The organism is Pseudomonas carassii (assembly GCF_036324045.1).
In the GTDB taxonomy this organism is placed as follows: Bacteria; Pseudomonadota; Gammaproteobacteria; order Pseudomonadales; family Pseudomonadaceae; genus Aquipseudomonas; species Aquipseudomonas peradeniyensis.
Window position 1 is genome coordinate 24,949 of sequence record NZ_JAZDCT010000024.1, and the last position, 21,529, is coordinate 46,477.

Below are 21,529 nucleotides of genomic sequence, written 5' to 3' on the forward strand. Positions count from 1 at the left end.
CATGGCATACACAAATGCAGACCTCGCCACCGTCGAGCGTGCGATCGCGCGTGGTGAAAAGATCGTTCGGTACTCGGACCGCACCGTCGAATATCGAACGGTCGACGAGTTGATCAAGGCCCGCGACCTGATCCAGTCCGAACTGGTGAAGGCCGCCGGGCCGCGCTCGCGCGTGACTCGCCTCTACCATGGGGGCAAGGGACTGTGAGCGGACGTTACATGTCCCTCGGACGTTCAGGCATTTTGGTGCCCGAGCGGATCAAGGCCAGCTACGAAGGCGCCGCCGAGGGACGGCGCTCATCGGGGTGGGACGCGCCGGACACTGGCGTAAACAGCCTGATCATGCCGGCGTTGCGCAACCTGCGTTCCCGCTCCCGCAGCGCGGTGCGCAATGACCCCTACGCGGCCAACGTCATCGACAAGCGGATCAGCAACCTGATCGGAACCGGCATCACGCCGCATCCCCAGCTCGCCGACAAAGAGCTACGCAAGGCCATGCAGGTGCTGTGGGAGGACTGGGTCGATGAGGCTGATGCCGATCAGCTCACCGACTTCTACGGCCTGCAGGCCCTGGTGGCTCGGACCGTGGAGCAGTCGGGCGAATGCTTCATCCGCCTGCGCCCGCGCCGGTTGGAGGATGGCTACGCGGTGCCGCTGCAACTGCAGTGCCTGGCGCCGGAGTTCGTTCCCCACGACAAATTCGAGGTGACCCGCTTCGGCAACGTCATCCGGGCCGGGATCGAGTTCAACAGTATGGGCCGGCGGGTGGCGTACTGGTGTTATCGGGTCCACCCCAGCGACAAGTCCTCGCTGAACGTAGGCTACAACCAGTTGGTACGCGTCCCGGCCGAGCAGATGCTGCACGTCTTCGAGCCGTTGGAGCCAGGTCAGCTACGCGGTGTGCCGCGCCTGGCACCGGTCCTGAAGCGCTTACGCAGCCTGGACAACTTCGACGATGCTGTGCTGTTCCGGCAGGAAGTGGCCAACCTGTTCGCAGGCTTCGTGCGCAAACCCGTGCCGGAGGGGCGGCCACAGATTGATCCCCTCACTGGTGCGCCCCTCGACCTCGACCGAGACGGCTTCACCCCCATGGTGGGGCTGGAGCCCGGCACGGTGCAGGAGCTGGGGGCAGGCGAGGAGATCGAGTTCTCTGACCCACCGGACGCGGGTAATAACTACCGCGACTTCATGCGGCAGCAGCTGATGGCCGCTGCTGCTGGCACCGGCTTGCCGTACGAGTTGATGACTGGCGACATGCAGGGCGTGAACGACCGCGCGATCCGCGTGGTGCTGACCGAGTTCCGGCGCCGGCTGGAGCAGCTCCAGTTCCAGGTCTACGTCCACCAGTTGTGCCGTCCTGTGCGGCAAGCCTGGTTGGACATGGCTGTCCTGGCCGGGGTGCTAGACCTGCCTGACTACTCGCTGCGTCGCCGCGAGTACCGGCGGACCCGCTGGGTGCCGCAAGGCTGGGCCTACATCCACCCGGTTCAAGACGTCCAGTCCCGGCAGATGGAAATCGCTGCCGGCTTCACCACGCGCAGCGAGACCTGCTTGCGAAACGGTACCGATGCCGAGGTGGTGGACGAAGAGAACGCCGCCGATCTCGCCCGGGCGCAGGCCCTGGGTATCAAGTACAGCACTTTGTCGGCGGTCGATGACGATCCCGACGAGAAGGAGAAGCCATGACCCCCTTTATACCGCTCCGCATCTTCAACAAGGCGCCCGCGCCGCAACCGGAAAACGAGCAGCACTGGTACCGCATCAGCGCCGCGACCAAGGCTGAAGGCGCTGCAGACACCGAGCCAGCGCCGATCGAGATCTACATCTATGGCGAGATCGGTGGCTGGGGCATCACCGCCAACCAGTTCCTCCGCGATCTGAAGGCGATTGATGACGGTGTCTCGCCGGTGCACGTGGCCTTCAACACCAACGGCGGCGACCTGTTCGAGGGTGTGGCTATCCATAACGCGCTGGCCCGCCTGGGCGAGCGCTGCACCGCCCGGATCGATGCCTTGGCGGCCAGCGCAGGTAGCGTTGCGGTGTGCGGCGCTCACCGGGTGGTGATGGCGTCGAACGCGATTCTCATGATTCACAACCCTTACACCTGGATCGAAGGTGACGCCGACGAGCTGCGCCGGGTGGCCGACGTGCTCGACCAGGCGTTCGAAGTGATCATTGCGGCTTACAAGGCCAAATCGCCCGAGATTGACGAAGCCGAGCTGCGGCGCCTGGTCAACGATGAGAGCTGGCTCACGGCGCAAGAGGCCCTCGACCTCGGGCTAGTCGATGAGATTGGCAGCGGCGTGCAGGTGCGGGCCTGCCTGGGCAATGGCGCGGCCATGGCCCGGTACCAGAAAACCCCGCAACCGTTGCTCGATCAGTTGGCTGGTAAGCCACCGGCAGATGATCCAGCAAAGCCGCCTGCGCCGATCAAGCCTGACGTCGCCGACTCCACGGCGCTGGCGCTGATGATCACCCAGGGCTGCACCAAGGCCGGTATCGGCAATCTGGCTGAAACGTTGATCACTTCGACCAAGCTGACTGACGCGACCACGGTGCAGGCTGCGCTGAAGCAGGCCAAGGGCGTACACGATCTCTGTGTCGCGGCGCGGCTGCCTGAGCTGACGAAAGAGTATGTCACTGCCGGCCTGGACGCTGACGCGGTGCGGGCGCGGCTGTTCGAGAAGATTGTCAGCTCCGGCAAGGGCTTCGAGATCAATAACTCGTTGCCGCCGGCCGACGACGATCAAGAGAAGGTGAAGGCGCAACTCCCTAATCCATCCAGCATCTGGGCAGCCCGCCGGCTGGCCGCCAACAAAGGAGCACGACCATGAGCAACATCCAACAGGAACCGGTCCACGCCGGTGAGTTCCTGCTTTCTGAGGGCGCGGGGAAGATCTCTCGCGAAGCCATCAACATCGCAGCCGGCCCGGCCCTGGTCGCTGGGCAGTTGCTCGGCCTGGTCACGGCAACCGGCGAGTTCGCGCCCTACGCTCCTGCGGCTGAAGACGGTACTGAAAACGCCGTTTGCATCCTTTTCGCCCCGCTCGGTGAGTCGGACATCTCGCGCCGGGGGCGCGCTGTCGTGCGGCTGGCCGAGGTCACCGAGGCGTTGCTGACGGGCGTCGATGCTGATGCCGAAAAGTCCCTGGCGAAGCAGTTCATCATCCTGCGCTGATCCGACCTCCTCTTTCTCCCAGCCCCGCCTTGTGCGGGGTTCTTACTTTCTGGAGTACCCCATGGCTGAGATTGCCATTTTTCAAGACGATGCCTTCAGCGTTGCAGCCCTGACCGCTGCCATCAACGAGCAGGAGTACGTGCCGGGCCGTTTGGCCGCCCTCGGCCTGTTCCGCGAGGAGGGCGTACCGACCCTGACCGTTCAGATCGAAAAGGACGGCGATACGCTGGCCTTGGTTCCTGCAGGTGAACGTGGGACCTCTGGCCTTGTGGTCGGCGGCAGCAAGCGCAAGCTGATCCCGTTCAACACCATCCACCTGCCGCAGCGCTTCTCGATCAAGGCCGACGAGATTCAGGGCATTCGTGCGTTTGGTACCACCACCGAGCTCCAGGCCGTTCAGGCCGTGGTGAACAAACGCCTGAGCAAGGTGCGCAGCCAGCTGGACGCCACCCATGAGTATCACCGCATGGGTGCTGTGAATGGTCAGGTGCTGGACGCCGACGGCACCACGGTGCTGCTGGACATCTACAAAACCTTTGGTGTTTCCCGGCAGACGATGTCGATGGGTCTCAACGATCAGAACGCCAACGTCCAGGCCCAGTGCGTCGATGCGCTGGACATGCAGGAAGACGCGCTCGGCAACGTCACCACCACTGGTGCACGCGCTTTCTGTGGCAAGACGTTCTGGAAGAAGCTGATCGCTCACAATTCGGTGGTTGAGACCTACAAGGGCAGCGAGCAGGCCGCATCCCTGCGGGGTGACGGGCGTGCGTCGTTCGAATTTGGCGGCATCAGCTGGGAGCGCTATCGCGGCAAGGTAGGCGGCAAGGCCTACGTTGCCGACGACGAGGCCCGCCTGGTACCCGAGGGCGTCTCGGATCTGTTCCTTTCGATCTACGCACCGGCGGACTACATCGAGACGGTCAACACCGAAGGCCTGCCGTACTACAGCAAGATCGAGGAGATGCCGTTCGGCAAAGGTGTCGACGGCGAGGCGCAGTCCAACCCGCTGCACATCTGCACTCGTCCCCGTGCAGTAATCCGCCTGACGCTCTGATCATGGCCTTCCGTGACCTGATCGACGAAGTGGACGACACGGTGTTCGAAGTCCTGGGCGACGCGGCGCGGATCGAGGGCCGTGACGTGCTGGGAATGTTCTCGGCGCCCTGGCTGCAGCCAAAGCTCGGCCGCATCAACACGGGCCTGCGTGAACCGCACTTGGTCATCCGCGTTGCGGACAACGCAGGCGTCCAGTCCCGGCAGAAGGTCGAGATCGATCTGCCGGAAGAGGACGGCGGCGGCACCTACACGATCACCAACATCGAACCCGGCGGCGACGGCCTGGTCACCCTGGTTCTGAGGAAGGCGCCATGAGCGTTGGCAGCTATCACAAGGTGTCTTCCAGCACCGGGATGATCACCCTGCAGGCGGTGCCGCAGCAGGTCGCACGGTTCGATGAGTTTGTGGCGTTGGCTCCCAAGGCCATCGCCAAAGCTCAGCGTCGAGCGATCAACAAGACCCTGCGCTGGCTGCGCACCCACGTGGGCAGGGCGGTCGCTGTGCAGGAGCGGATTGCCGTGGCCTCGGTTCGTCAACGCTTGCGGACCTATCCGGTGGGCGGTGATGGTCGCGGCAAGCTGTGGTTCGGCCTTGACCCAATCGCAGCAAGTCGCGCGGGTCGGCCACGGCAAACCCGCAACGGGGTCTCGGTGGCCGGGCGCCGCTACCAGGGGGCATTCTTCAAGGCCGTGTACGGGAGCAACCCCGATATCTGGATCCGCACGGCCAGCAAGCACTTCAAGGCTAGCGACTACCCCGCCAGCGAGGTCTCGGGCAATGGCGGTGCCAGCTCCGGCTGGATCGCCGAGAACGGCAGTCGTTTCCCGCTGGTCAAGGCGATGATCTCCCTGGAAGACGTCAGGCCGCACTTCGAGGCGTGGACCGCAAAGGCCCACCAGCGGTTGCTGGAGGTCATGAGGCAAGAGCTCAACTACGAGCTGCAGAAACTGTTGGGGAGGGTTGGTAATGGCTGACGATCCGATACCCCTCGAGCGCTTGTACGCCGCGATCGAGGAGCACATCAGCCGGACGCTGCCTGCGCTGCAGTATGTCGGCACCATGCCCGACCGGCTTGATCGCATTGTTGTCCCCGCAGTGGTGATTGAGCTTGTCGAGTGGGAGCCCGGGCCGGACCCAGGAACAGGTGAAGCTGGTGTAGAGGCGCGTTTTGAGGCGCGGGTCATCGTTGCAGGGGAGGAAGAACATAGCCTTCGTATCGCCGCATTCTCTGCGGCCCAGTTGACGGTGTTACTGCGCATGCAGACATGGGGCATCGAAGTCGAGCCGGCCAAGTTCGTCCGCGCAGCACAGGACTGGACGCGGCCGGAGCTAGACGGATACGCCGTCTGGGTCGTCGAGTGGACCCAGGTCATCTACCTCGGCGAGGAGGAATGGCCCTGGCCGAATCAGCCACCCGGCTCGATCGTCTGGGGCTTTGTCCCGGAAACCGGCGAGGGCAACGAGAGTAGCTATCGACCGCCGGAGGCCATGGAATGAGTTACGCAAGCGCGATGCACGACCGCATGCTGGCCAGCCTGGTGATCCCGTGCCGGGTGGTCGCTGTCGACCTCGCTGCGGCCATGGTTCGTGTGTCGGACGGCAACGGCTGGACCAGCGCTTGGGTGCGCTGGCACAGCCAGGCCGCTGGCAAGGCGCGCCACTGGCGAGCGCCGAGCCTGAGCGAGCAGGGGGCGCTGATCAGCCCGAGCGGCGAGCCTGCCCAGGGCACGTTCGTACCGGGGCTGTACGGCAACGCCGGCCCGGCGCCGGACAACCGGGACCATGTCGAGGTCTGGCGTTTCGACGACGGTGGCTCCCTGGTCTACGACTGGCAGGCCAACAGCTACACGATCGAGCTGCCCAGCGGCACGGTCATGGTTAAGGTCGGGGCCACCCAGGCCGTGCTTACCGATGACGCCATCACGGCTCAGTCCTCGAGCATCACCGCCCAGGCTGACACGATCACGCTGACCGGCGCGGTCACAATCAACGGGGCGCTGATGGTCACAGGTGACATCAACGGAGGCGGACGGATCATCGACACTGCCGGCAACACGGCAAACCACAAACACTGAACAGAGCCCGCCTAGTGCGGGCTTTTTCATGCCTGGAGGAAACCATGGCCAGAACACAGAAAGAGCCTGAAGAGGGCAGCGAGGTGGCGCCGGTACCGCGCGGGCCGGTGACTTTCATTGATCAGGAGTACACCCGCCGCAAGTTGATCCTGCCCGACTGGGTGGAGCTCGAAGTGGTGCAGGGGCGGGTCACGATCAAGGGGGATGACGCGGTGGGCTTGGCCTACATGCGCAATCGGTCCGACTTCAAGGAGGCCTGACCGTGATCGGCATGGATCGTCGAACGGGCCAGCCAGTCTCCGGCCTGGGGCACCTGCGGCAGTCCATCGAGGACATCCTCACCACCACGGTCGGCAGCCGTCGGATGCGCCCTGAGTACGGTTGCCAGTTGCGGCGGTATGTCGACCTGCCGGTGAACGAAGGCTGGAAAAGTGCGGTGCAGGCTGAGGTCGCCCGGGCCCTGGGGCGATGGGAGCCGCGCCTGCGGCTTGAGCGGGTGCGGGTTGTTGCCGTTCTCGACGGCAGGATCGACCTGCAGTTGACCGGTGAGTACCTGGGCGACAGCGCAGTGTTGGAGGTGAGTGTATGAGCGCAGTGGATCTATCGCAGCTCCCAGCGCCTCAGGTGCTGGAGAGCCTCGATTTCGAAGGGGTGTACGACGAAGAGCTACAGCGCTTTCGCGCGTACATGGGGGATAAATGGGATGCGTTGCTTGAGAGTGACCCGATCACCAAGCTCCTCGAGCTGGGCGCGTACCGGCGGATGCAGAACCGGGCGCGGGTCAACGACGCGGCCAAGGCCTTGATGCTGGCCTATGCACGCGGCGCTGACCTGGACCAGCTGGCCGCCAATGTGAACCTGCAGCGGTTGGTGGTGCAGGCCGAGGACCTGAATGCGGTGCCTCCGGTCGAGCGCATCCTCGAGGCGGACGATGCGCTGCGTGAGCGCGTGCAGTTGGTCTATGAGGGCCTGACCACCGCCGGCCCGCGGAACAGCTACATCCTGCATGCGCGCAATGCCTCCGGCCGGGTGGCGGACGCGACAGCCGAAAGCCCGGCCCCGGCCGAGGTGGTTGTCACGGTGCTGGATCTGGAGGGCATCGGCGTGCCGCCGCCGGAGCTGCTCGAGACGGTGCGCGCCCATCTGAGCGACGACGATGTGCGCCCGGTGGCAGACCGTCTCACCGTCCAGGCGGCCGAGATCCTGCCGTATCGAGTCGAGGCCGTGCTCTACAAGGCTGGTGCGGGGCCGGAGAACGAAGCCATCCTGGCGGCGTGCCGGGCTCGGTTGCAGGCTTGGGTTAACCCCCGGCGCCGGTTGGGCCTTGAGGTTTCACGGTCGGGGATCGATGCCCAGCTGCACATTGACGGTGTGAGCCGCGTGGAACTGGTGGGGTGGACGGACATCCGCCCCACGAAGGAGCAGGCGGCCTGGTGCGAGACGATCGACGTGGCATGGGGTGGCTGACATGAAAAGCCTGCTCCCCGTGAACAGCACCCAGCTGGAACGCGCCGTCGAGGTCGCCACGGATGAGCTGACCGATATCCCACTGCGGACTCTGTACAACCCCGACACCTGCCCGGCGAATCTGTTGTACCAACTGGCCTGGGCCTGGTCGGTGGACCGCTGGGACGACACCTGGTCGGAGGCGGTCAAGCGGTCGGTGATCCGCTCCGCGTTCTTCGTTCATGCGCACAAGGGCACGATCGGCGCGCTTCGCCGCGTCGTCGAGCCGTTCGGCTACCTGATCGAAATCAACGAGTGGTGGGAGCAGTTGCCCCCGGCTACTCCGGGCACCTTCGGGCTGAGGATCGGTGTTTCGGATGGGGGTATCGATGAGGAAACCTACCGGGAGCTGGCCTCCCTGCTGGATGACGCCCGTCCTGTAAGCCGACATCTGACCGCTCTGCAGATCAGTCTCGAGACCAACGGGGCGTTCTACCTGGCCGGGTCACTGAGTGAGGGCGATGTGCTGGACGTCTATCCGCCCGTTCAACTCGACATTGAGGTCGCTGGCGTCATTGGGCGCGGTGGCCGTGAACATACAATTGACACTCTGGATATCGCACATGGTTGACCAAAACTCCCAGTTTTACGCCATCCTTACCAATGTGGGGGCAGCGAAGCAGGCCAATGCGGATGTCTTGGGCATCCCATGGAAAATCACCCAGATGGGCGTGGGCGACGCCAACGGCTCCGACCCCACCCCCAACGCCACCCAGACCAGCCTGATCAACGAATGGCGCCGGGCGCCGCTGAACCAACTGAAAGTTGACGACAAGAACAGCGCGATCATTGTCGCCGAGCAAGTCATCCCGGCGGATGTCGGTGGCAAGTGGATCCGCGAGATCGCGTTGTACGATGCCGATGGCGACATGATTGCCGTGGCAAACTGCGCGCCGACTTACAAGCCATTGCTTAGTCAGGGGTCCGGCCGGACCCAAGTTGTGCGCATGAGCTTGGTCGTCAGCAGTTCCAGCAACGTGCAGTTAAAAATTGATCCTTCGGTTGTTCTCTCGACTCGAGAGTTTGTGACCGAAGAGCTGGCCCGCCAGGACTTCAAGCATTCTGTACTTGTGGCCACCACGGCATCGATCACTCTGAGCGGCCTGCAGACTGTTGACGGCGTGCCGTTGCCCGCCGGGGCTCGGGTCCTGGTGAAGAACCAGGTCGCAGCAAAGGACAACGGCCTCTTCACAGTCGTTGCAAGCGGGCCTTGGACGCGCTGCGTCGACGCTGACAACAGTGCCAAGGTGACTTCCGGCCTGTTCGTGCTGGTTGAAAAAGGTACCGCCAACGGCGACAGCGCCTGGCAGCTTGTGACCGATGACCCGATCAACGTTGGCGTCACCCCGTTGGCGTTTGAAATGGCCTTTGGCCGGACTGGTGTGGCCGCAGGCACCTATCGGAGCGTGCAAGTCGACAAGTACGGTCGTGTCGTTGCTGCCACAAACCCGACGACAGTTGCGGGCTATGGCTTGACTGATGTCTTCACGAAAAGTGAGACCTACAACCGAGCAGAGATCGCGCAGGCGATTTCGACCGCAGTCTCTGCGCTCATTGATTCTGCGCCGGGTGCACTCGACACATTGAAAGAGTTGGCCGCCGCCTTGGGCAATGACCCCAACTTCGCGACTACGATGCTCAATGCGCTGGCACAGAAAGCCAACCTGAGTGGTGCAGCGTTTACTGGCTCTATCGCAACTACCGGAAGCCTCACGGTCGGCACCTCACTCGAACTCGGGCGAACCGATGGGGTAGCATCGGTCGCATACATTGATCTTCACTGCGGTGCGACGCCGACTGACTATGACGCCCGTATTTCTGCATTCGGCGGGAATGGTACAGCTGGCGGCGGAGACATCACGTTCACGGGGAAATCTCTGTCCTTCGCACAGCTTCCGACGGCGCCCGCTCATCTCGTGAACAAGGCCGCGCTGGATTCGGCAGTAGCGTCAAGGGCACCGCTGGACTCGCCGACGTTCATGGGCACTGTGTCTGGACCGACGCCCTCCGCAGGTGCGAACAACAAGCTGTTTGCAACAACTGAGTTTGTTCAGCTGGTAGTTGCTGCCCTGATTGATTCTGCACCTGCTGCTCTGAACACGCTGAAGAAGCTGGCCGCCGCCTTGGGCAATGATCCGAACTTCGCGGCAACGATGTCCACCGCGCTGGCATCGAAGGCGAACAAGGCAACAACGTTGGCCGGCTATGGCATTACAGATGCGTACACGCCCAGCACTGCAACCGAGGCAGTTGCCGGGCTCATCAAGCTGGCGACTCTGGCGAACATGAATGCAGGCGACAGCGATGGAGTCGCTGTGACACCGTACAAGCTCCTCAAAGGGTTGTCGCTCATCAAGGCCGGGATCGGGGCGCTCAAGCTGCCGGACTGGCTCGGCGGCTTAATTTTTCAGTGGGGGAATGTAGCCCCGGTGCCGGCGGCGGGTGTCTCGATATCGTTCCCAACAACTTTTCCTAATGCACCCTTTGGGGTCTTTCCGGCCATCATCACGCCGGCCCCGGATGACTACGAAATCATGGTCTCTAACGTGGCACAGCAAGGCTTTGTGCTCAGATCGTACGCAGTGCAGATCCCGAATGCGTACTGGTTCGCCCTCGGTTATTGATTAGGAGTCGGAAATGAAGAAGTTTTATAGCCCAAGTGCGCGCGGCTTCTACGATGAGTCCTTCCACGGGAACAGGTTTGTTGTGGGGCTCAGTGGCGAGCTAGTGCAGAACCCAGAATGCAGCATCCCCGGCGACGCTGTGGAAGTGACTGATGAGGTTCATGCATGGCTGCTCGCTGGTCAAAGTGCAGGCAAGCACATCAGCCTCAGCCCGGGCGGTATGCCGACCTTGGTCGATCCGCCGCCGCCTAGCGCCGAGGAATTGGCTGCGACTGAGCGCCACTGGCGCGATCAGGAGTTAGGTTCGGCTATCTGGTTGCGAGACCGACACCGTGATCAGCAAGAGATCGCCACAAACACAACGCTGACAGCCGAGCAGTTCCGCGAGTTGCTCGTGTACATGCAGGCTCTGCGAGATTGGCCGCAGGCGGAGCAGTTTCCTGAAATCGCCTACCGGCCTGTAGCGCCACCATGGCTCGCTGAGCTGACCGAATAAAGCCCCGCACAGTCGGGGCTTTTCTTTGTGTGCGTGTCGGCGGTTGCCGGCAGCACTTTCCAGGCCTCGCTCGCGGGGCCTTTTCGTACCTGGAGACTTTGCATGAGTGGCTTTTTCCATGGCGTTACCGTAACGAACGTCGACACCGGCGCGCGCAGCATCGCGCTGCCTTCATCGTCCATCATCGGTCTGGTCGATACCTTCACCGAGGGAGCGGAGGCCTCGGCCAAGGCCAACGACCTGGTGCTGATCACCAGTGAGCGCGAGGCGGTCGCCGCGTTCGGGCCGAATGCGGCCATCACCAAGGCCTGCCGCGCCATCTACACCCGTGCCAAGGCAGTGATCGTCGCCTGTGGCGTAGCCAAACTGGTCGACCCGGCCGAACAGGTGTCCGCGATCATCGGCGGTACCAAGGCAGACGGCACCCGCACCGGCCTGCAGGCGCTGCTCGATGGCAAGAGCCGGTTCAACGCCCAGCCGCGCCTGCTGGTCACCCCCAAGCACAGCGCCACCCAGGCGGTCGGCACCGCCCTGGTGGCCCTGGCCGACAAGCTGCGTGGCATCGCCATCATCGACGGGCCGGGTACCACTGACGAAGCGGCGATCGCCTACGCCGGTGAGTTCGGGGCCAAACGTGCCTACCTGGTCGACCCGGGTGTGCGGGTCTGGGACGGCGATGCCAGCAGCACGGTGACCCAGCCCAGCTCGGCCTGGGTCGCCGGCCTGTTCGCCTGGACCGACCGCGAATACGGCTTCTGGGCTTCGCCGTCGAACAAGGAGTTCGTGGGCATCACCGGTACCGGCCGTCCGGTCGAGTTCCTCGATGGCGACGAGACCTGCCGGGCCAACCTGCTGAACAACGCCAATGTGACCACGATCATTCGCGACGACGGCTATCGCCTGTGGGGCAACCGCACCCTGTCCAGTGATCCGAAGTGGGCCTTCGTCACCCGCGTGCGGACCATGGACATCGTCATGGACGCGATCCTCTACGGCCACAAGTGGGCTGTAGACCGATCGATTACCGCGACCTACGTCAAGGACGTGACCGAGGGCCTGCAGGCGTTCATGCGCGACCTGAAGAACCAGGGCGCGATCATCAACTTCGAGGTGTTCGCCGACCCTGAGCTGAACACCGCAAGCCAGCTGGAGCAGGGCAAGGTGTATTGGAACATCCGCTTTACCGATGTCCCGCCGGCTGAAAACCCCAACTTCCGCGTCGAGGTCACCAACCAGTGGCTGACCGAAGTCCTCGACGCCAACGCATAAGGAGCGAACCCCATGGCGATGATTCCCGAAACGCTGGCCAACCTGAACCTGTTCGTCGACGGTGTCAGCTTCCAGGGCGATGTGCCCAGCCTGACCCTGCCCAAGCTCACCCTGAAAATGGAGGAGCACCGCCCGGGCGGGATGGACATGCCGATCGAGATGGAACAGGGCATGGAGAAACAAGAGGCCGCCTTCACCACCACCGGCGTGCGCCGCGAGTCGCTGAAGTTCTTCGGCCTGGCCGACGGCACCGCCTTCAACGGCACCTTCCGTGGTGCCTTCCAGGGCCTCAAGGGCAAGGTCACTGCGGTGATCGTTACCCTGCGCGGCGCGCTGAAGGAGGTCGACATGGGCGACTGGAAGGCGGGCGACAAGGCCGAGATCAAGCACAACGTCGCGGTGACCTACTACAAGCTCGAGGTCGACGGGCGCCTGATCTACGAGATCGATGCCTTGGGCATGAAGCGGGTGATCGACGGCGTCGACCAGCTCGCCCAGCAACGCCAGGCCCTGGGCCTGTAACTCCCTCACAGATAAGGACAACACCCCATGAGCAAGAAAATTCCCGCTTACCTGCAGGTTGATACAGACCGCGTCATCGTCACCTTGAGCAAGCCGGCCGAGTGCAATGGCGTGCAGGTGGACAAGCTGAGCCTGCGGGCTCCGACGGTGCGCGACATCCGTGCGGCACAGCAGCTCACCAATGGTGACGACGAGCAACGCGAACTGAACCTGTTCGCCTCCCTGGCCGAGGTAGGTGTGAAGGACCTCGAAGGCCTGACCCTGAAGGACTATTCCCGCCTGCAGACCGGTTACTTTCGTCTGGTGCAAGACGACGAAGTTTGACCCGCGATCCCAGAAGCAGCTGGCCAAGCGGCTGGCGAAGGAGCTGGGTTTCTCGGCAGCCGAGATCTCGGCGATGTCGTGGATGGACATCGTCTGGTGGCTCACGGATTGAGCCTGCAGGAGGGTAGCGCATGGCAAAGCTGGCGATCGCGCTGGAAATTGGCGGGGCCGTTGCCGCATCGCTTGGTTCGGCATTTGGTACCGCCAAGGGTCATATCAAAAAGCTCGAGGAGAGCGGCAGCCGCGCGAAGGTGTTGAAGAACACGATCGGCGAAACGATCAAGCTTCGGGATGAATGGAAGAAGGCTCACGACAGCGGCGCGGCCGCGGCCTCCGGGTTGCTGCGGCGCCTGGAGGGCAATCTCGATGCGCTGAAGAAACAGGGCGTCGAGGTCGGGCGGCTGGCGAAGGAGTACCAGCGCCTGGGGCGTGAGGCCAAGGTGGCGGATCTGCAGCAGAAAGGCCGGCAGCAGATCAGCTCGGGCCAGTCGCTGCTCAAGCCAACCCTGGCCGCTACGGCGGTGGGAGTCGGTATGGCGGCGATCCCGACCAAGATCAGTGCAGACTACCAGGCCATCATCCGTGACATCGCGATCAAGGCCGATGTGGCAAATAAGCCTGAGGAGGCCCAGCTCACCCGGACGGTGATCGACACGGCCAAGGGCACTGGCATGTCGCGAAATGATGTCGCCGACCTGGTCAATCAGTTGGTCGGTGCTGGTATGGAACTGGACAAGGCGTTGGCCTATGCGCCCACGGCTGCGAAGTTTGCGGTAGGGCAGGGGGCCAGCGGCGTCGACACTGCCTCGATGATCATGGCGCTGCAGCAGAACGCCAAGATCACGGACCCGAAGGTGATGGAGCAGGCCTTGGAGGCGATCGCCTACCAGGGACAGGCGGGCAGCTTCGAAGCCAGTGATATGGCGCGCTGGTTCCCGCAGCTGCTGGCCGGCATGGAGAAGAGTGGCAGCACCGGCCTCGATGCGGTGACGTCGCTTGGCTCAATGCTGCAGGTGCAGATGAAGACGGCCGGCGGTTCGGACGAAGCGGCGAACAACTTCAAGAACTGGATCGAGAAGATCGGCTCCGGCGAGGTAGTCGATGCCTACAAGAAGGCAGGTATCGACTACCAGGCCTCGCTGAATACAGGGATCCAGAAGGGCATGTCGACAATTGAGTCGAGCATGGCCTTGGCCCTGCGCTACGTTGAGGCCACTGACCCGGCCAAAGCCAAGAAGATCAAAGACGCGCAGGCAGGGATCAGCAAGGAAGCCGACCCGGTCAAGGCCAAGGCCGCGCTGGAAGCGCTGGAGAAGTCCTTGCGTACTGGTGACCTGTTCGCCGATATGCAGGTTAAGGCCGCGCTCACAGCGTATTCGCAGAACCGCGACCTTTACACCCAGCTGAAGAACGACTCGACCAAGGCAACCGGGATTCTGGACAAGAACCTGGCCGAGCGCCGTGAGACGTCGTCGCAGATCTGGACCGAGACGCTGCAGTCGATCGATGACGGCATGCGCAGTGCGGGTGACGCGATTCGGCCTGTGACCGACAAGATCGGCTTGGGCATCACGTTCGTGGCTCGTGGGCTGACCACGCTGTCGGACAAGCTGCCCGGTCTGGTGATGGGGATCGCGGGCATCGCTGCTGGCATTAGCGCGCTGCTGGCTGTCTACAGCACCGCGAAGATTGGCAAGGGTGTCCTGAACGTCATGCGCGGTCGCCGCATGGGCCGCGGTGCTGCTGATGAAGTTCCCGAGACCGGCAACAAGGTCGTCGACGCCGGTCTGGGTGTCCTGGGCAAGGTGTTCGGCGGTGCAGCGGCGAATGATGCTGGTGGTGGCCTGGGTAACGAGCCACAGCGCGTGTTTGTCGTCAACGCCAATGACTTGGGTGGGTTTGGCTCATCGGCCGACGTGGGTGATCCGGGTGGTCGACGGCGCCGCCGGCAGCGCAGGGGCCGGGGTGGACCTGCGCCGCGTCGATCCGCTCCTACGGGGGCTGTTGGCCGAGTCGCTCGAGCAGGCGCGGCGACAGGTGTGGCAGCCGCAGGTGCTGCGACGGCTGCAGCCGAGGTCGGGCGCATAGGCCGGATGATGGGTGCCGTCGGCAAGGTGTCGAAGGTGGTCGGCAGGCTCCCAGGCGGGAAGGTGCTCGATGCGGGCATGACCGTGGTCGAGACGGCCATGAACGCGAAAACCCAGGACGAGAAGGCCGAGGGCTACGGCAGTGCGGCGGGCGGGTTGGCCGGCGCGCTGGCGGGTGGTGCTGCAGGTGCGGCGCTCGGTTCTGTTGTGCCCGTGTTGGGCACGGCGATTGGTGGTGCTATCGGGGCTGCGATCGGCGGCCTCGGCGGTGAGGGCCTGGGTGGTTGGCTGGGCAAGAAACTGTTCGGCGAGGACGAACAGGTGGCGAAGGCCGACAAGGACAAAGCCGCGCCAGGGGATGTCGCGCGATCGATCGCAGCTGCAGCGCCCGCTCCCACGGCGCCCGTCGTGGCCCAGGCGCTCGAGCAAGCCAAGCCCAAGACAGACCCGCCCAAGGTCGACCAGCAGTTCTCGTACATGCCCAACATGCCGATCACTGTTCAAGGCGACGTCAAGGATCCGCAGCAGGTGTTTCGCTCGCTCGAGGGGATGATCCGCAACAGCTGGGAGACCTGGTCACGGGAAAGCCTTGCGCGACAGGCTGCTGGCCAGCTCTTCGATCAACCACATGTCTAAGGAGGTGCCATGGCCTACATGGCGTCCATGCAGTCGACGCTGTCGTCGTTGATTGCGGCGGGGGAGGCTGGCCGCACCAGCCTCGACGGTATGCTGGGACCGCTGACCGGTGCCGTCGGCGATATGACCGGAGCCGCCTCGGAGCTGGAGAGCCTGCCAGTCCTTGGCCCGGCCCTCGGCCAGAAGCTGCAGCGCACGATGCGGGCGATCATCGCCGCCCAGTCCACGGTGGGCCAGGTGGCGTCGACCTACAGCCAGGTGGTCAGCGGTGCTGGGACGGTACAAGACCGTCTCGGTTCGCTGAAGGAGCAGGCCGGCAGGGCCTCGGCGGCGATCAGCCGCATCGCTGGGCAGGCAAGCCCTACGCTGGCCAACATCCTGCCCACCAGTGCGCTTGCGCCGCTGGCCACGCCGGCAGCCGATGCCGTCAAGCCATTCCCGCATCTGCTGATCCTGCAGTCGCTCGACGCCAAGCTGCAGCCGTACTACTTCAACTTGGATACAGCGGCCTTCGACGAGCTGCGCCGGCAGACGTCGGCGCGCTGGGCCGGCCAGGAGCGCCTGACGCGAGCCATTGCGCAGCAGGCGGTCGGGCAGGGTGAGGACAAGATCACGCTTAAGGGGGTGATCTTCACGAGCAGGGGTGGGATCAAGCAGCTGGATGCGCTGCGCACAATCGTCCGCCGGCTACAGCCGGTCAGCCTGGTGACCGGTTACGGCGACGTGCTGGGCACCTGGTGCTTGACCAGCCTGGACGAAGAGCAAGGCGCGCTGCTGGCCGGCGGCATTCCGCGAAAGCAGGGTTTCTCACTGGAGTTCGTGAGTTATGGCAATGACATGCAGAACGTCTGACGGGGATCTGCTGGACACGCTGTGCTACCAGCACTACGGGCACCTCAACGGCACGGTCGAACTGGTGCTGCAGGAGAACCCTGGGTTGGCGGATGAGCCGCAGCCCTACCGCGCGGGGGTGATCATCGTGCTGCCCGAGCTGGCAGCACCGTCGATCGAGACAATCGAGCTGTGGGGGTGACCCACCGCCACACACCGAGCCCCGCCCAGTGCGGGGCTCATTCATTCTGGAGGGCCTATGCAACCCACTTTCCGCATCGTCGCTGATGGCCGGGACATCACGATGCTGATCAACGACCGACTGATCCTGCTGAGAACAACCGACAAGCCCGGTATGGACTCCGACGAGTTCGAGCTGCGGATCGATGACCGCGATGCCGCAGTAGCATTGCCTGCTCGGGGCGCCCGGATCGAAGTCCACCTGGGCTACGTTGGCCAGCCGCTGGCTCGTCTGGGGCGGTACACCGTCGACGAGATCGAGGTCTCAGCGCCGCCCCGTACCATGGTGATCCGTGGCAAGGCCAGCGATATGCGCGGCACCGGCAAGACCACGCGCAGTGGCAGCTGGGAAGGCGTGCCCCTGTCGCAGATCGTCCGCGACATCGCCGCGCGCAATGGCTGGACACCGGTCTGTCCGGTGCAGACGAAGGTTGATCGCGTCGACCAGCGCAACGAATCCGACTTTAACTTCATCACTCGCCTGGCCAAGCAGTACGACTGCACGGCGAAGGTGGCCGACGGCAAGCTGCTGGTCATGCCTCGGGAAGCCAGCCTGAGTGCCAGCGGGAAGTCCTTTGGTGCGGTCACGGTCACCCCGGCGGACGTGAGCCGGTGGCAGTTCCGACTCGGCGATCGCAGCGCGCAGGCGGCCGTGAAGACCACGCACCAGGACAAGAGGACTGGAGAACTGGCCGTCATCGAGCTGAGCAACGACGACGCCCCCTCCGGCCTACCGGGCGTGCATACCGATCGCCACATCTACCCGAACAAGTCGGCAGCCCAGCAGGCGGCCAAAGCCAAGCTCGCGGCATTCAACCGCAGCACGGCGAGCGTGCGCCTGCAGATGACCGGGCGAACTGATCTCTTCGCTGAGCGGGTGATCACCGCCCAGGGCTTCAAGGATGGGCTGGACGGGCAGTACCTGGTCGACAGCGTCGAGCAGACATTCGATGCCTCTGGCTGGTCGACTGCGGTGGAGTGCAACGGCGGGAAGAAGGGCAAGGCCAAGGCCAAGGCCAAAGGCAAGGGCAAGAAATCGAAATCCGACAAGCCACTGAAGGTGGTCGCGGTGAACCCGGCCTGAGCGGCCACAATAGGAGATTCAAGATGACCGTCACACTCAAGCAGTTGCAGCAGATCCTCCCCAACGCCGGCACCCAAGCCGGCGTTTTTCTTCCTGTCTTGAACGCGTCGATGGTGAAGTGGGGGATCGTCACCCCCTTCCGCAAGCGTGCGTGGATTGCCCAGGTTGGACATGAATCTGGCCAGCTGCGCTACGTCCGCGAGCTGGGCGGCCACCAGTACCTGAGCAAGTACGACACCGGCAAGCTCGCTGCGCGCCTGGGCAATACGCCCGAGGCCGACGGCGACGGCCAGAAGTATTGTGGCCGTGGCCTGATTCAGGTCACCGGGCACGACAACTACAAGCGCTGTGGCGAGGCGCTGGGCCTGGACCTGCTGGCCCACCCCGAACTCCTCGAGCGCCCTGAGCATGCCGCTGACTCGGCCGGGTGGTTCTGGCATCAGGCGGGCCTTAACTCGCTGGCTGACAAGGGGCCGTCGGCGTTCGAAGCCATCACGCGCCGAATCAACGGCGGCCTGAATGGTTTGGAGGATCGCTTGGCGATCTACAGGCGTGCCGAGCAGGTGCTGATCTGATGGGCCTCGAATCGCGGCTCGCCCTGCTGGCCTTGGTGTTCGGGGCGGTGGTCGGCGCACGGCTTGCCTGGTTGTGGCAGGCCAATGAGCTGGCCACGCAGGCGGCGGGCTACGAGCAGCAGCTTGCGGCAAAGGCCCTGGAGCATAGCCGAGAGCGGGAGGGGGCTGCGGTGGCAGCGCTCGACCAGCTCGAGCAGCTGCAGGAGGCAAGGCGTGCCCTGGAGGATCGCTTGCAGGCCCAAGACAAAACCCACTGGAAGGAGATGAACGATGCTCAACAAGCTCAGGCTCGCCTGCGCGACCGGCTTGCTACTGCTGATCTGCGGTTGTCAGTCCTGGTCGACGCCGGAACCGTTGCCGCCCAGGGTTGTGGCGGTGGGGTGCGAGCGCCCGCCGGCACCGGAGGCGTGGTGGATGGAGTCCTACACGCCCAACTTGACCCAGCGCATGCTCGAAGAATTATCGCCATCACCGACGAAGGCGATCGGGGATTGATTGCTTTGAAAGCTTGCCAGGCTTTTGTAGTAACTATGACTAATTAGTTATTTTTCATTTGATGTCTAGTTTTAAAGGGTTCCTGTAAGTTGGGCGATCAGTTGTTTGAAGGACCCGATTTCTAAACATAGATATAGCGCTGGTGACGATCAGTAGTGCAATCGCCATCCAGAATAGCATCCAATAATTAGCGGTGGTGGCGTGGGTGATTTCAGTCGACAGTAGTGCGATCCCTATCGCAACACCACAACCGGTCCTTAAAATGGTTTGGAATCCAGTCCCAGCTTCTGTGACGACCTTGTGAGTAAAGTTGAATGTGGTCGCCCCTCTTTCGGTTCTAAATCGGAAGCCATATTTGATCCCTATCAATACTAAATAGGGGAGCATCATCCAGCCGTAATAGTCGATCAGGGGGCCAATCGCTAGTAGTCCTGACACCATTTCGTCTAGTGCTTTTGAACTTTTGCTGAATAGCAATATAGGGAGTGTTCCAAGTAAAAAAGCTAGGGCGAACTCTGTCGGTATCTCGCGTATAAGGTCAAAAGAGTCTTCTTTAAACTTTTGGATTTTCTTACCCATACCCGTTCCTTGAGGTGCAGTCATGTAAAAGTAAAAGGGCGAGCCGGTTGGATGCGCCAACATCCAGCCCGGCCCGCCGAACCCGCAGACCCTTCCTGCAAGTCCAGCCGTGGCCCCTGCCTTGTGCACAAAGCGCGGCGAGCCTAACACCTGTTTATCCATACAGTAAAGACTTGCAATCAATGACCTCTCCAATCATTCCCTGGATGGGCGGCAAGCGCCGCCTGGCCGACCGCTTGATCCCACTCTTTCCCCCTCATGAATGCTATGTCGAGGTCTTCGCCGGTGGTGCCGCGTTGTACTTCATGCGTCCCCAGGCTGCTCCGGTCGAGGTGCTCAACGACCTCAACGGCGACCTGGTGACGCTCTACCGGGTGGTGCAGAACCACCTCGAGGAGTTCGTCCGCCAGTTCAAATGGGCGCTCAGCTCGCGGCAGATCTTCGAGTGGCAGAAGATGACCCGCCCCGAGACGCTGACCGACATCCAGCGTGCCGCGCGGTTCTTCTACCTGCAGCAACACGCCTTCGGCGGCAAGGTCACCGGGCAGACGTTCGGTACCGCCACCACTGGGCCGGCCATTAACCTGCTGCGCATCGAGGAGAACCTCTCGGCCGCATGGCAGCGCCTCGCCGGCACATACGTCGAAAACCTGTCCTGGCTCGACTGCGCCGAGCGCTACGACCGAGCGCACACGTTCTTCTACATGGACCCGCCGTATTGGCAGACCGCCGGCTATGGCGTCGACTTCCCGTTCGAGGAGTACGAGCGCATGGCCGACTTCATGCGGCGCTGCAAGGGCAGGGTTATGGTCAGCATCAACGATCACCCGGACATCCGGCGAGTCTTCGATGGCTTCCACTTCGAGTGTCTGGACATCCGCTACAGCAACACCAATCAGCGGCAAGGTAAGGCCGATGTCACTGGTGAACTGGTAATCATGAACTGGGAGCCGGGGCGGCTGGGGCAGCTGTTCTAGTAGGGACGCTTATCAGCCCGCCGTCGCCAGCCGATGCATGAGTCCTATAATGGTTTGTCCATGTTGCCAGGGAGAAAACACCCATGGAGCAAACAGACGATAAAATCATTGCGACTGGCGAACCTTTAGTTCGGAAGGCGCTTGAGGCTCTACGTGCCTATCACGATGCGAAAGATGGTGGGGCGCCAGCCGCAGAGGTAGAGCGCCTTCGGCAGATAGCAGAATCAGCGAGCAAGAGCCTGTCGGTTTTTCAGCGCGACGCGCTTGACTCTCAAGACCGGTAACGTCACTGAGTAGGCTCAATTAGAGCTGGCCCCTGGTTCCGCACGTTGCCCACAGCAGTTCCTACGCGGTACCACTCGAAGGCCTCGGCCGGCTCGCCCAGGTTGAGCACCATCTGTTCGGCGTGCTCGCTTGGCATGCCGGCCGCAATCCATTCAACTGCCAGATCGGGCGACAGTACGACTGGCCGCCGATCGTGCACGTCGACCATCCCGCCCTGGGCGTCGGCGGTGATGATCACGAACCCGTCATGCTCAGTACCGGTGAACTGACCGATCGCGGCGCAAAGGGCGGGGCGCCCATCTCTCCGGTGGATGTAGTAGGGCTGCTTCTTTGGCCCACCTTCATCAACCCATTCGTACCAGCCGTCCACCGGTGTGATCGCACGATGCGGCCATATCGCGCGGAAGAACGGGCCGTGCGCCACCTTTTCGACCCTGGCGTTGATCGGCGCCGCCCGGTCGGCCGCCCAGTGCGGCCGCCACCCCCACCTCACCAGGTCCGCGCGCGGGCCTGCGTCATCTACTCGAAGCACCGCCACATTCGTCGTTGGCGCGACGTTGTACCGGCCAAGAGGCTGGTCACTGACGTTGTTTCTCCAGACCTCCGGCATGCTCAGAGTGTCAACGAAGTCATGGATGCCGCTGTACTGACTTAGCCTCCCGCACATTGACCACCTCGCTCGTTTGT

The 21,529-nt window shown here is 63.1% G+C and carries 27 protein-coding genes and 1 pseudogene; 26 read left to right on the top strand and 2 right to left on the bottom strand.

Features of this window, described 5'->3' with window-relative positions; translation table 11 throughout:
• Window position 1 precedes the first annotated feature (1 nt).
• The 25 genes and pseudogenes from V0R62_RS17650 to V0R62_RS17765 all read left to right on the top strand — a co-directional run bounded on the left by V0R62_RS17650 (window position 2) and on the right by V0R62_RS17765 (window position 19,048).
• A complete protein-coding gene (locus V0R62_RS17650) occupies window positions 2-208 on the top strand; it encodes a phage head-tail joining protein (protein ID WP_330104648.1) in 207 nt (68 codons plus the stop codon).
• The gene (locus tag V0R62_RS17655) at window positions 205-1,686 is read left to right on the top strand and encodes a phage portal protein (RefSeq protein ID WP_330104649.1); all 1,482 of its coding nucleotides are present in this window, start codon (window positions 205-207) and stop codon (window positions 1,684-1,686) included. Before V0R62_RS17650 ends, V0R62_RS17655 begins: the two co-directional genes overlap by 4 nt.
• Window positions 1,683-2,834, top strand: a complete 1,152-nt coding sequence (locus V0R62_RS17660) for a head maturation protease, ClpP-related (RefSeq protein ID WP_330104650.1) — start codon at window positions 1,683-1,685, stop codon at window positions 2,832-2,834. Before V0R62_RS17655 ends, V0R62_RS17660 begins: the two co-directional genes overlap by 4 nt.
• Complete coding sequence (locus V0R62_RS17665) at window positions 2,831-3,178, top strand: head decoration protein (protein ID WP_258599027.1); 348 nt, start codon at window positions 2,831-2,833, stop codon at window positions 3,176-3,178. Before V0R62_RS17660 ends, V0R62_RS17665 begins: the two co-directional genes overlap by 4 nt.
• A gap of 61 nt (window positions 3,179-3,239) precedes the next feature.
• Entirely contained in the window at window positions 3,240-4,235 is a 996-nt protein-coding gene (locus V0R62_RS17670; protein WP_330104651.1) for a major capsid protein, read from the top strand.
• Between the two features lie 2 nt (window positions 4,236-4,237).
• The gene (locus V0R62_RS17675; RefSeq protein WP_330104652.1) at window positions 4,238-4,552 is read left to right on the top strand and encodes a head-tail joining protein; all 315 of its coding nucleotides are present in this window, start codon (window positions 4,238-4,240) and stop codon (window positions 4,550-4,552) included.
• The gene (locus V0R62_RS17680) at window positions 4,549-5,211 is read left to right on the top strand and encodes a hypothetical protein (protein ID WP_330104653.1); all 663 of its coding nucleotides are present in this window, start codon (window positions 4,549-4,551) and stop codon (window positions 5,209-5,211) included. The genes V0R62_RS17675 and V0R62_RS17680 overlap by 4 nt, the downstream gene beginning before the upstream one ends.
• A complete protein-coding gene (locus V0R62_RS17685; protein WP_330104654.1) occupies window positions 5,204-5,734 on the top strand; it encodes a hypothetical protein in 531 nt (176 codons plus the stop codon). The genes V0R62_RS17680 and V0R62_RS17685 overlap by 8 nt, the downstream gene beginning before the upstream one ends.
• On the top strand, window positions 5,731-6,312 hold the full coding sequence (locus tag V0R62_RS17690; protein ID WP_330104655.1) for a phage baseplate assembly protein V: 582 nt from the start codon (window positions 5,731-5,733) through the stop codon (window positions 6,310-6,312). Before V0R62_RS17685 ends, V0R62_RS17690 begins: the two co-directional genes overlap by 4 nt.
• A gap of 44 nt (window positions 6,313-6,356) precedes the next feature.
• Window positions 6,357-6,572 carry a hypothetical protein gene (locus V0R62_RS17695; RefSeq protein ID WP_330104656.1) on the top strand — a complete coding sequence of 72 codons (216 nt, stop codon included), beginning with the start codon at window positions 6,357-6,359 and terminating at the stop codon, window positions 6,570-6,572.
• A gap of 2 nt (window positions 6,573-6,574) precedes the next feature.
• A complete protein-coding gene (locus tag V0R62_RS17700; RefSeq protein ID WP_330104657.1) occupies window positions 6,575-6,901 on the top strand; it encodes a GPW/gp25 family protein in 327 nt (108 codons plus the stop codon).
• Window positions 6,898-7,779, top strand: a complete 882-nt coding sequence (locus V0R62_RS17705) for a baseplate assembly protein (RefSeq protein WP_330104658.1) — start codon at window positions 6,898-6,900, stop codon at window positions 7,777-7,779. The genes V0R62_RS17700 and V0R62_RS17705 overlap by 4 nt, the downstream gene beginning before the upstream one ends.
• 1 nt (window position 7,780) lies before the next feature.
• Complete coding sequence (locus V0R62_RS17710; protein ID WP_330104659.1) at window positions 7,781-8,389, top strand: phage tail protein I; 609 nt, start codon at window positions 7,781-7,783, stop codon at window positions 8,387-8,389.
• A pseudogene (locus tag V0R62_RS26880) lies at window positions 8,382-9,179 on the top strand (phage tail protein); the annotation flags it as partial. The gene V0R62_RS17710 and the pseudogene V0R62_RS26880, both read left to right, overlap by 8 nt.
• Window positions 9,180-10,103: 924 nt before the next feature.
• Window positions 10,104-10,442 (top strand): gp53-like domain-containing protein, encoded by a 339-nt coding sequence (locus tag V0R62_RS26990; RefSeq protein WP_456239204.1) that lies wholly within the window; start codon window positions 10,104-10,106, stop codon window positions 10,440-10,442.
• A 13-nt stretch (window positions 10,443-10,455) separates the two neighbouring features.
• A complete protein-coding gene (locus V0R62_RS17720) occupies window positions 10,456-10,938 on the top strand; it encodes a phage tail assembly chaperone (RefSeq protein WP_330104661.1) in 483 nt (160 codons plus the stop codon).
• A 102-nt stretch (window positions 10,939-11,040) separates the two neighbouring features.
• A complete protein-coding gene (locus tag V0R62_RS17725; RefSeq protein WP_330104662.1) occupies window positions 11,041-12,207 on the top strand; it encodes a phage tail sheath family protein in 1,167 nt (388 codons plus the stop codon).
• A 12-nt stretch (window positions 12,208-12,219) separates the two neighbouring features.
• Window positions 12,220-12,729 carry a phage major tail tube protein gene (locus V0R62_RS17730; RefSeq protein WP_139672252.1) on the top strand — a complete coding sequence of 170 codons (510 nt, stop codon included), beginning with the start codon at window positions 12,220-12,222 and terminating at the stop codon, window positions 12,727-12,729.
• A 27-nt stretch (window positions 12,730-12,756) separates the two neighbouring features.
• On the top strand, window positions 12,757-13,053 hold the full coding sequence (locus V0R62_RS17735; protein ID WP_186713638.1) for a phage tail assembly protein: 297 nt from the start codon (window positions 12,757-12,759) through the stop codon (window positions 13,051-13,053).
• 131 nt (window positions 13,054-13,184) lie between these two features.
• Window positions 13,185-15,776, top strand: a complete 2,592-nt coding sequence (locus V0R62_RS17740) for a phage tail tape measure protein (RefSeq protein WP_330104663.1) — start codon at window positions 13,185-13,187, stop codon at window positions 15,774-15,776.
• A 9-nt stretch (window positions 15,777-15,785) separates the two neighbouring features.
• Window positions 15,786-16,628: a phage tail protein gene (locus V0R62_RS17745; RefSeq protein WP_330104664.1), complete on the top strand. Its 843-nt coding sequence runs from the start codon at window positions 15,786-15,788 to the stop codon at window positions 16,626-16,628.
• Window positions 16,603-16,809, top strand: coding sequence for a tail protein X (locus V0R62_RS17750; RefSeq protein WP_186713635.1), 207 nt, complete (start codon window positions 16,603-16,605; stop codon window positions 16,807-16,809). The genes V0R62_RS17745 and V0R62_RS17750 overlap by 26 nt, the downstream gene beginning before the upstream one ends.
• Window positions 16,810-16,866: 57 nt before the next feature.
• On the top strand, window positions 16,867-17,931 hold the full coding sequence (locus V0R62_RS17755; protein ID WP_330104665.1) for a phage late control D family protein: 1,065 nt from the start codon (window positions 16,867-16,869) through the stop codon (window positions 17,929-17,931).
• A gap of 23 nt (window positions 17,932-17,954) precedes the next feature.
• Entirely contained in the window at window positions 17,955-18,506 is a 552-nt protein-coding gene (locus V0R62_RS17760) for a glycoside hydrolase family 19 protein (protein ID WP_330104666.1), read from the top strand.
• Entirely contained in the window at window positions 18,506-19,048 is a 543-nt protein-coding gene (locus tag V0R62_RS17765) for a lysis protein (RefSeq protein WP_330104667.1), read from the top strand. Before V0R62_RS17760 ends, V0R62_RS17765 begins: the two co-directional genes overlap by 1 nt.
• A 7-nt stretch (window positions 19,049-19,055) precedes the next feature.
• Here the strand turns inward: V0R62_RS17765 and V0R62_RS17770 are convergent, their stop codons facing one another.
• On the bottom strand, window positions 19,056-19,742 hold the full coding sequence (locus V0R62_RS17770; protein WP_330104668.1) for a hypothetical protein: 687 nt from the start codon (window positions 19,740-19,742) through the stop codon (window positions 19,056-19,058).
• A gap of 20 nt (window positions 19,743-19,762) precedes the next feature.
• On the opposite strand from V0R62_RS17770, the gene V0R62_RS17775 reads away from it, so the two are divergent.
• Complete coding sequence (locus tag V0R62_RS17775) at window positions 19,763-20,557, top strand: DNA adenine methylase (protein ID WP_330104669.1); 795 nt, start codon at window positions 19,763-19,765, stop codon at window positions 20,555-20,557.
• A 286-nt stretch (window positions 20,558-20,843) separates the two neighbouring features.
• Here the strand turns inward: V0R62_RS17775 and V0R62_RS17780 are convergent, their stop codons facing one another.
• Window positions 20,844-21,509 carry an SOS response-associated peptidase gene (locus tag V0R62_RS17780; RefSeq protein WP_330104670.1) on the bottom strand — a complete coding sequence of 222 codons (666 nt, stop codon included), beginning with the start codon at window positions 21,507-21,509 and terminating at the stop codon, window positions 20,844-20,846.
• Window positions 21,510-21,529 lie beyond the last annotated feature (20 nt).

What these genes read in the sequence shown, in the direction of transcription:
- V0R62_RS17650 (WP_330104648.1), top strand. Translation starts at nt 2, where the DNA reads ATGGCATACACAAATGCAGACCTCGCCACCGTCGAGCGTGCGATCGCG.
- V0R62_RS17660 (WP_330104650.1), top strand. Translation starts at nt 1,683, where the DNA reads ATGACCCCCTTTATACCGCTCCGCATCTTCAACAAGGCGCCCGCGCCG.
- V0R62_RS17665 (WP_258599027.1), top strand. Translation starts at nt 2,831, where the DNA reads ATGAGCAACATCCAACAGGAACCGGTCCACGCCGGTGAGTTCCTGCTT.
- V0R62_RS17670 (WP_330104651.1), top strand. Translation starts at nt 3,240, where the DNA reads ATGGCTGAGATTGCCATTTTTCAAGACGATGCCTTCAGCGTTGCAGCC.
- V0R62_RS17675 (WP_330104652.1), top strand. Translation starts at nt 4,238, where the DNA reads ATGGCCTTCCGTGACCTGATCGACGAAGTGGACGACACGGTGTTCGAA.
- V0R62_RS17680 (WP_330104653.1), top strand. Translation starts at nt 4,549, where the DNA reads ATGAGCGTTGGCAGCTATCACAAGGTGTCTTCCAGCACCGGGATGATC.
- V0R62_RS17685 (WP_330104654.1), top strand. Translation starts at nt 5,204, where the DNA reads ATGGCTGACGATCCGATACCCCTCGAGCGCTTGTACGCCGCGATCGAG.
- V0R62_RS17690 (WP_330104655.1), top strand. Translation starts at nt 5,731, where the DNA reads ATGAGTTACGCAAGCGCGATGCACGACCGCATGCTGGCCAGCCTGGTG.
- V0R62_RS17695 (WP_330104656.1), top strand. Translation starts at nt 6,357, where the DNA reads ATGGCCAGAACACAGAAAGAGCCTGAAGAGGGCAGCGAGGTGGCGCCG.
- V0R62_RS17705 (WP_330104658.1), top strand. Translation starts at nt 6,898, where the DNA reads ATGAGCGCAGTGGATCTATCGCAGCTCCCAGCGCCTCAGGTGCTGGAG.
- V0R62_RS17710 (WP_330104659.1), top strand. Translation starts at nt 7,781, where the DNA reads ATGAAAAGCCTGCTCCCCGTGAACAGCACCCAGCTGGAACGCGCCGTC.
- V0R62_RS26990 (WP_456239204.1), top strand. Translation starts at nt 10,104, where the DNA reads ATGAATGCAGGCGACAGCGATGGAGTCGCTGTGACACCGTACAAGCTC.
- V0R62_RS17720 (WP_330104661.1), top strand. Translation starts at nt 10,456, where the DNA reads ATGAAGAAGTTTTATAGCCCAAGTGCGCGCGGCTTCTACGATGAGTCC.
- V0R62_RS17725 (WP_330104662.1), top strand. Translation starts at nt 11,041, where the DNA reads ATGAGTGGCTTTTTCCATGGCGTTACCGTAACGAACGTCGACACCGGC.
- V0R62_RS17730 (WP_139672252.1), top strand. Translation starts at nt 12,220, where the DNA reads ATGGCGATGATTCCCGAAACGCTGGCCAACCTGAACCTGTTCGTCGAC.
- V0R62_RS17735 (WP_186713638.1), top strand. Translation starts at nt 12,757, where the DNA reads ATGAGCAAGAAAATTCCCGCTTACCTGCAGGTTGATACAGACCGCGTC.
- V0R62_RS17740 (WP_330104663.1), top strand. Translation starts at nt 13,185, where the DNA reads ATGGCAAAGCTGGCGATCGCGCTGGAAATTGGCGGGGCCGTTGCCGCA.
- V0R62_RS17745 (WP_330104664.1), top strand. Translation starts at nt 15,786, where the DNA reads ATGGCCTACATGGCGTCCATGCAGTCGACGCTGTCGTCGTTGATTGCG.
- V0R62_RS17750 (WP_186713635.1), top strand. Translation starts at nt 16,603, where the DNA reads ATGGCAATGACATGCAGAACGTCTGACGGGGATCTGCTGGACACGCTG.
- V0R62_RS17755 (WP_330104665.1), top strand. Translation starts at nt 16,867, where the DNA reads ATGCAACCCACTTTCCGCATCGTCGCTGATGGCCGGGACATCACGATG.
- V0R62_RS17760 (WP_330104666.1), top strand. Translation starts at nt 17,955, where the DNA reads ATGACCGTCACACTCAAGCAGTTGCAGCAGATCCTCCCCAACGCCGGC.
- V0R62_RS17765 (WP_330104667.1), top strand. Translation starts at nt 18,506, where the DNA reads ATGGGCCTCGAATCGCGGCTCGCCCTGCTGGCCTTGGTGTTCGGGGCG.
- V0R62_RS17770 (WP_330104668.1), bottom strand. Translation starts at nt 19,742, where the DNA reads ATGGATAAACAGGTGTTAGGCTCGCCGCGCTTTGTGCACAAGGCAGGG.
- V0R62_RS17775 (WP_330104669.1), top strand. Translation starts at nt 19,763, where the DNA reads ATGACCTCTCCAATCATTCCCTGGATGGGCGGCAAGCGCCGCCTGGCC.
- V0R62_RS17780 (WP_330104670.1), bottom strand. Translation starts at nt 21,509, where the DNA reads ATGTGCGGGAGGCTAAGTCAGTACAGCGGCATCCATGACTTCGTTGAC.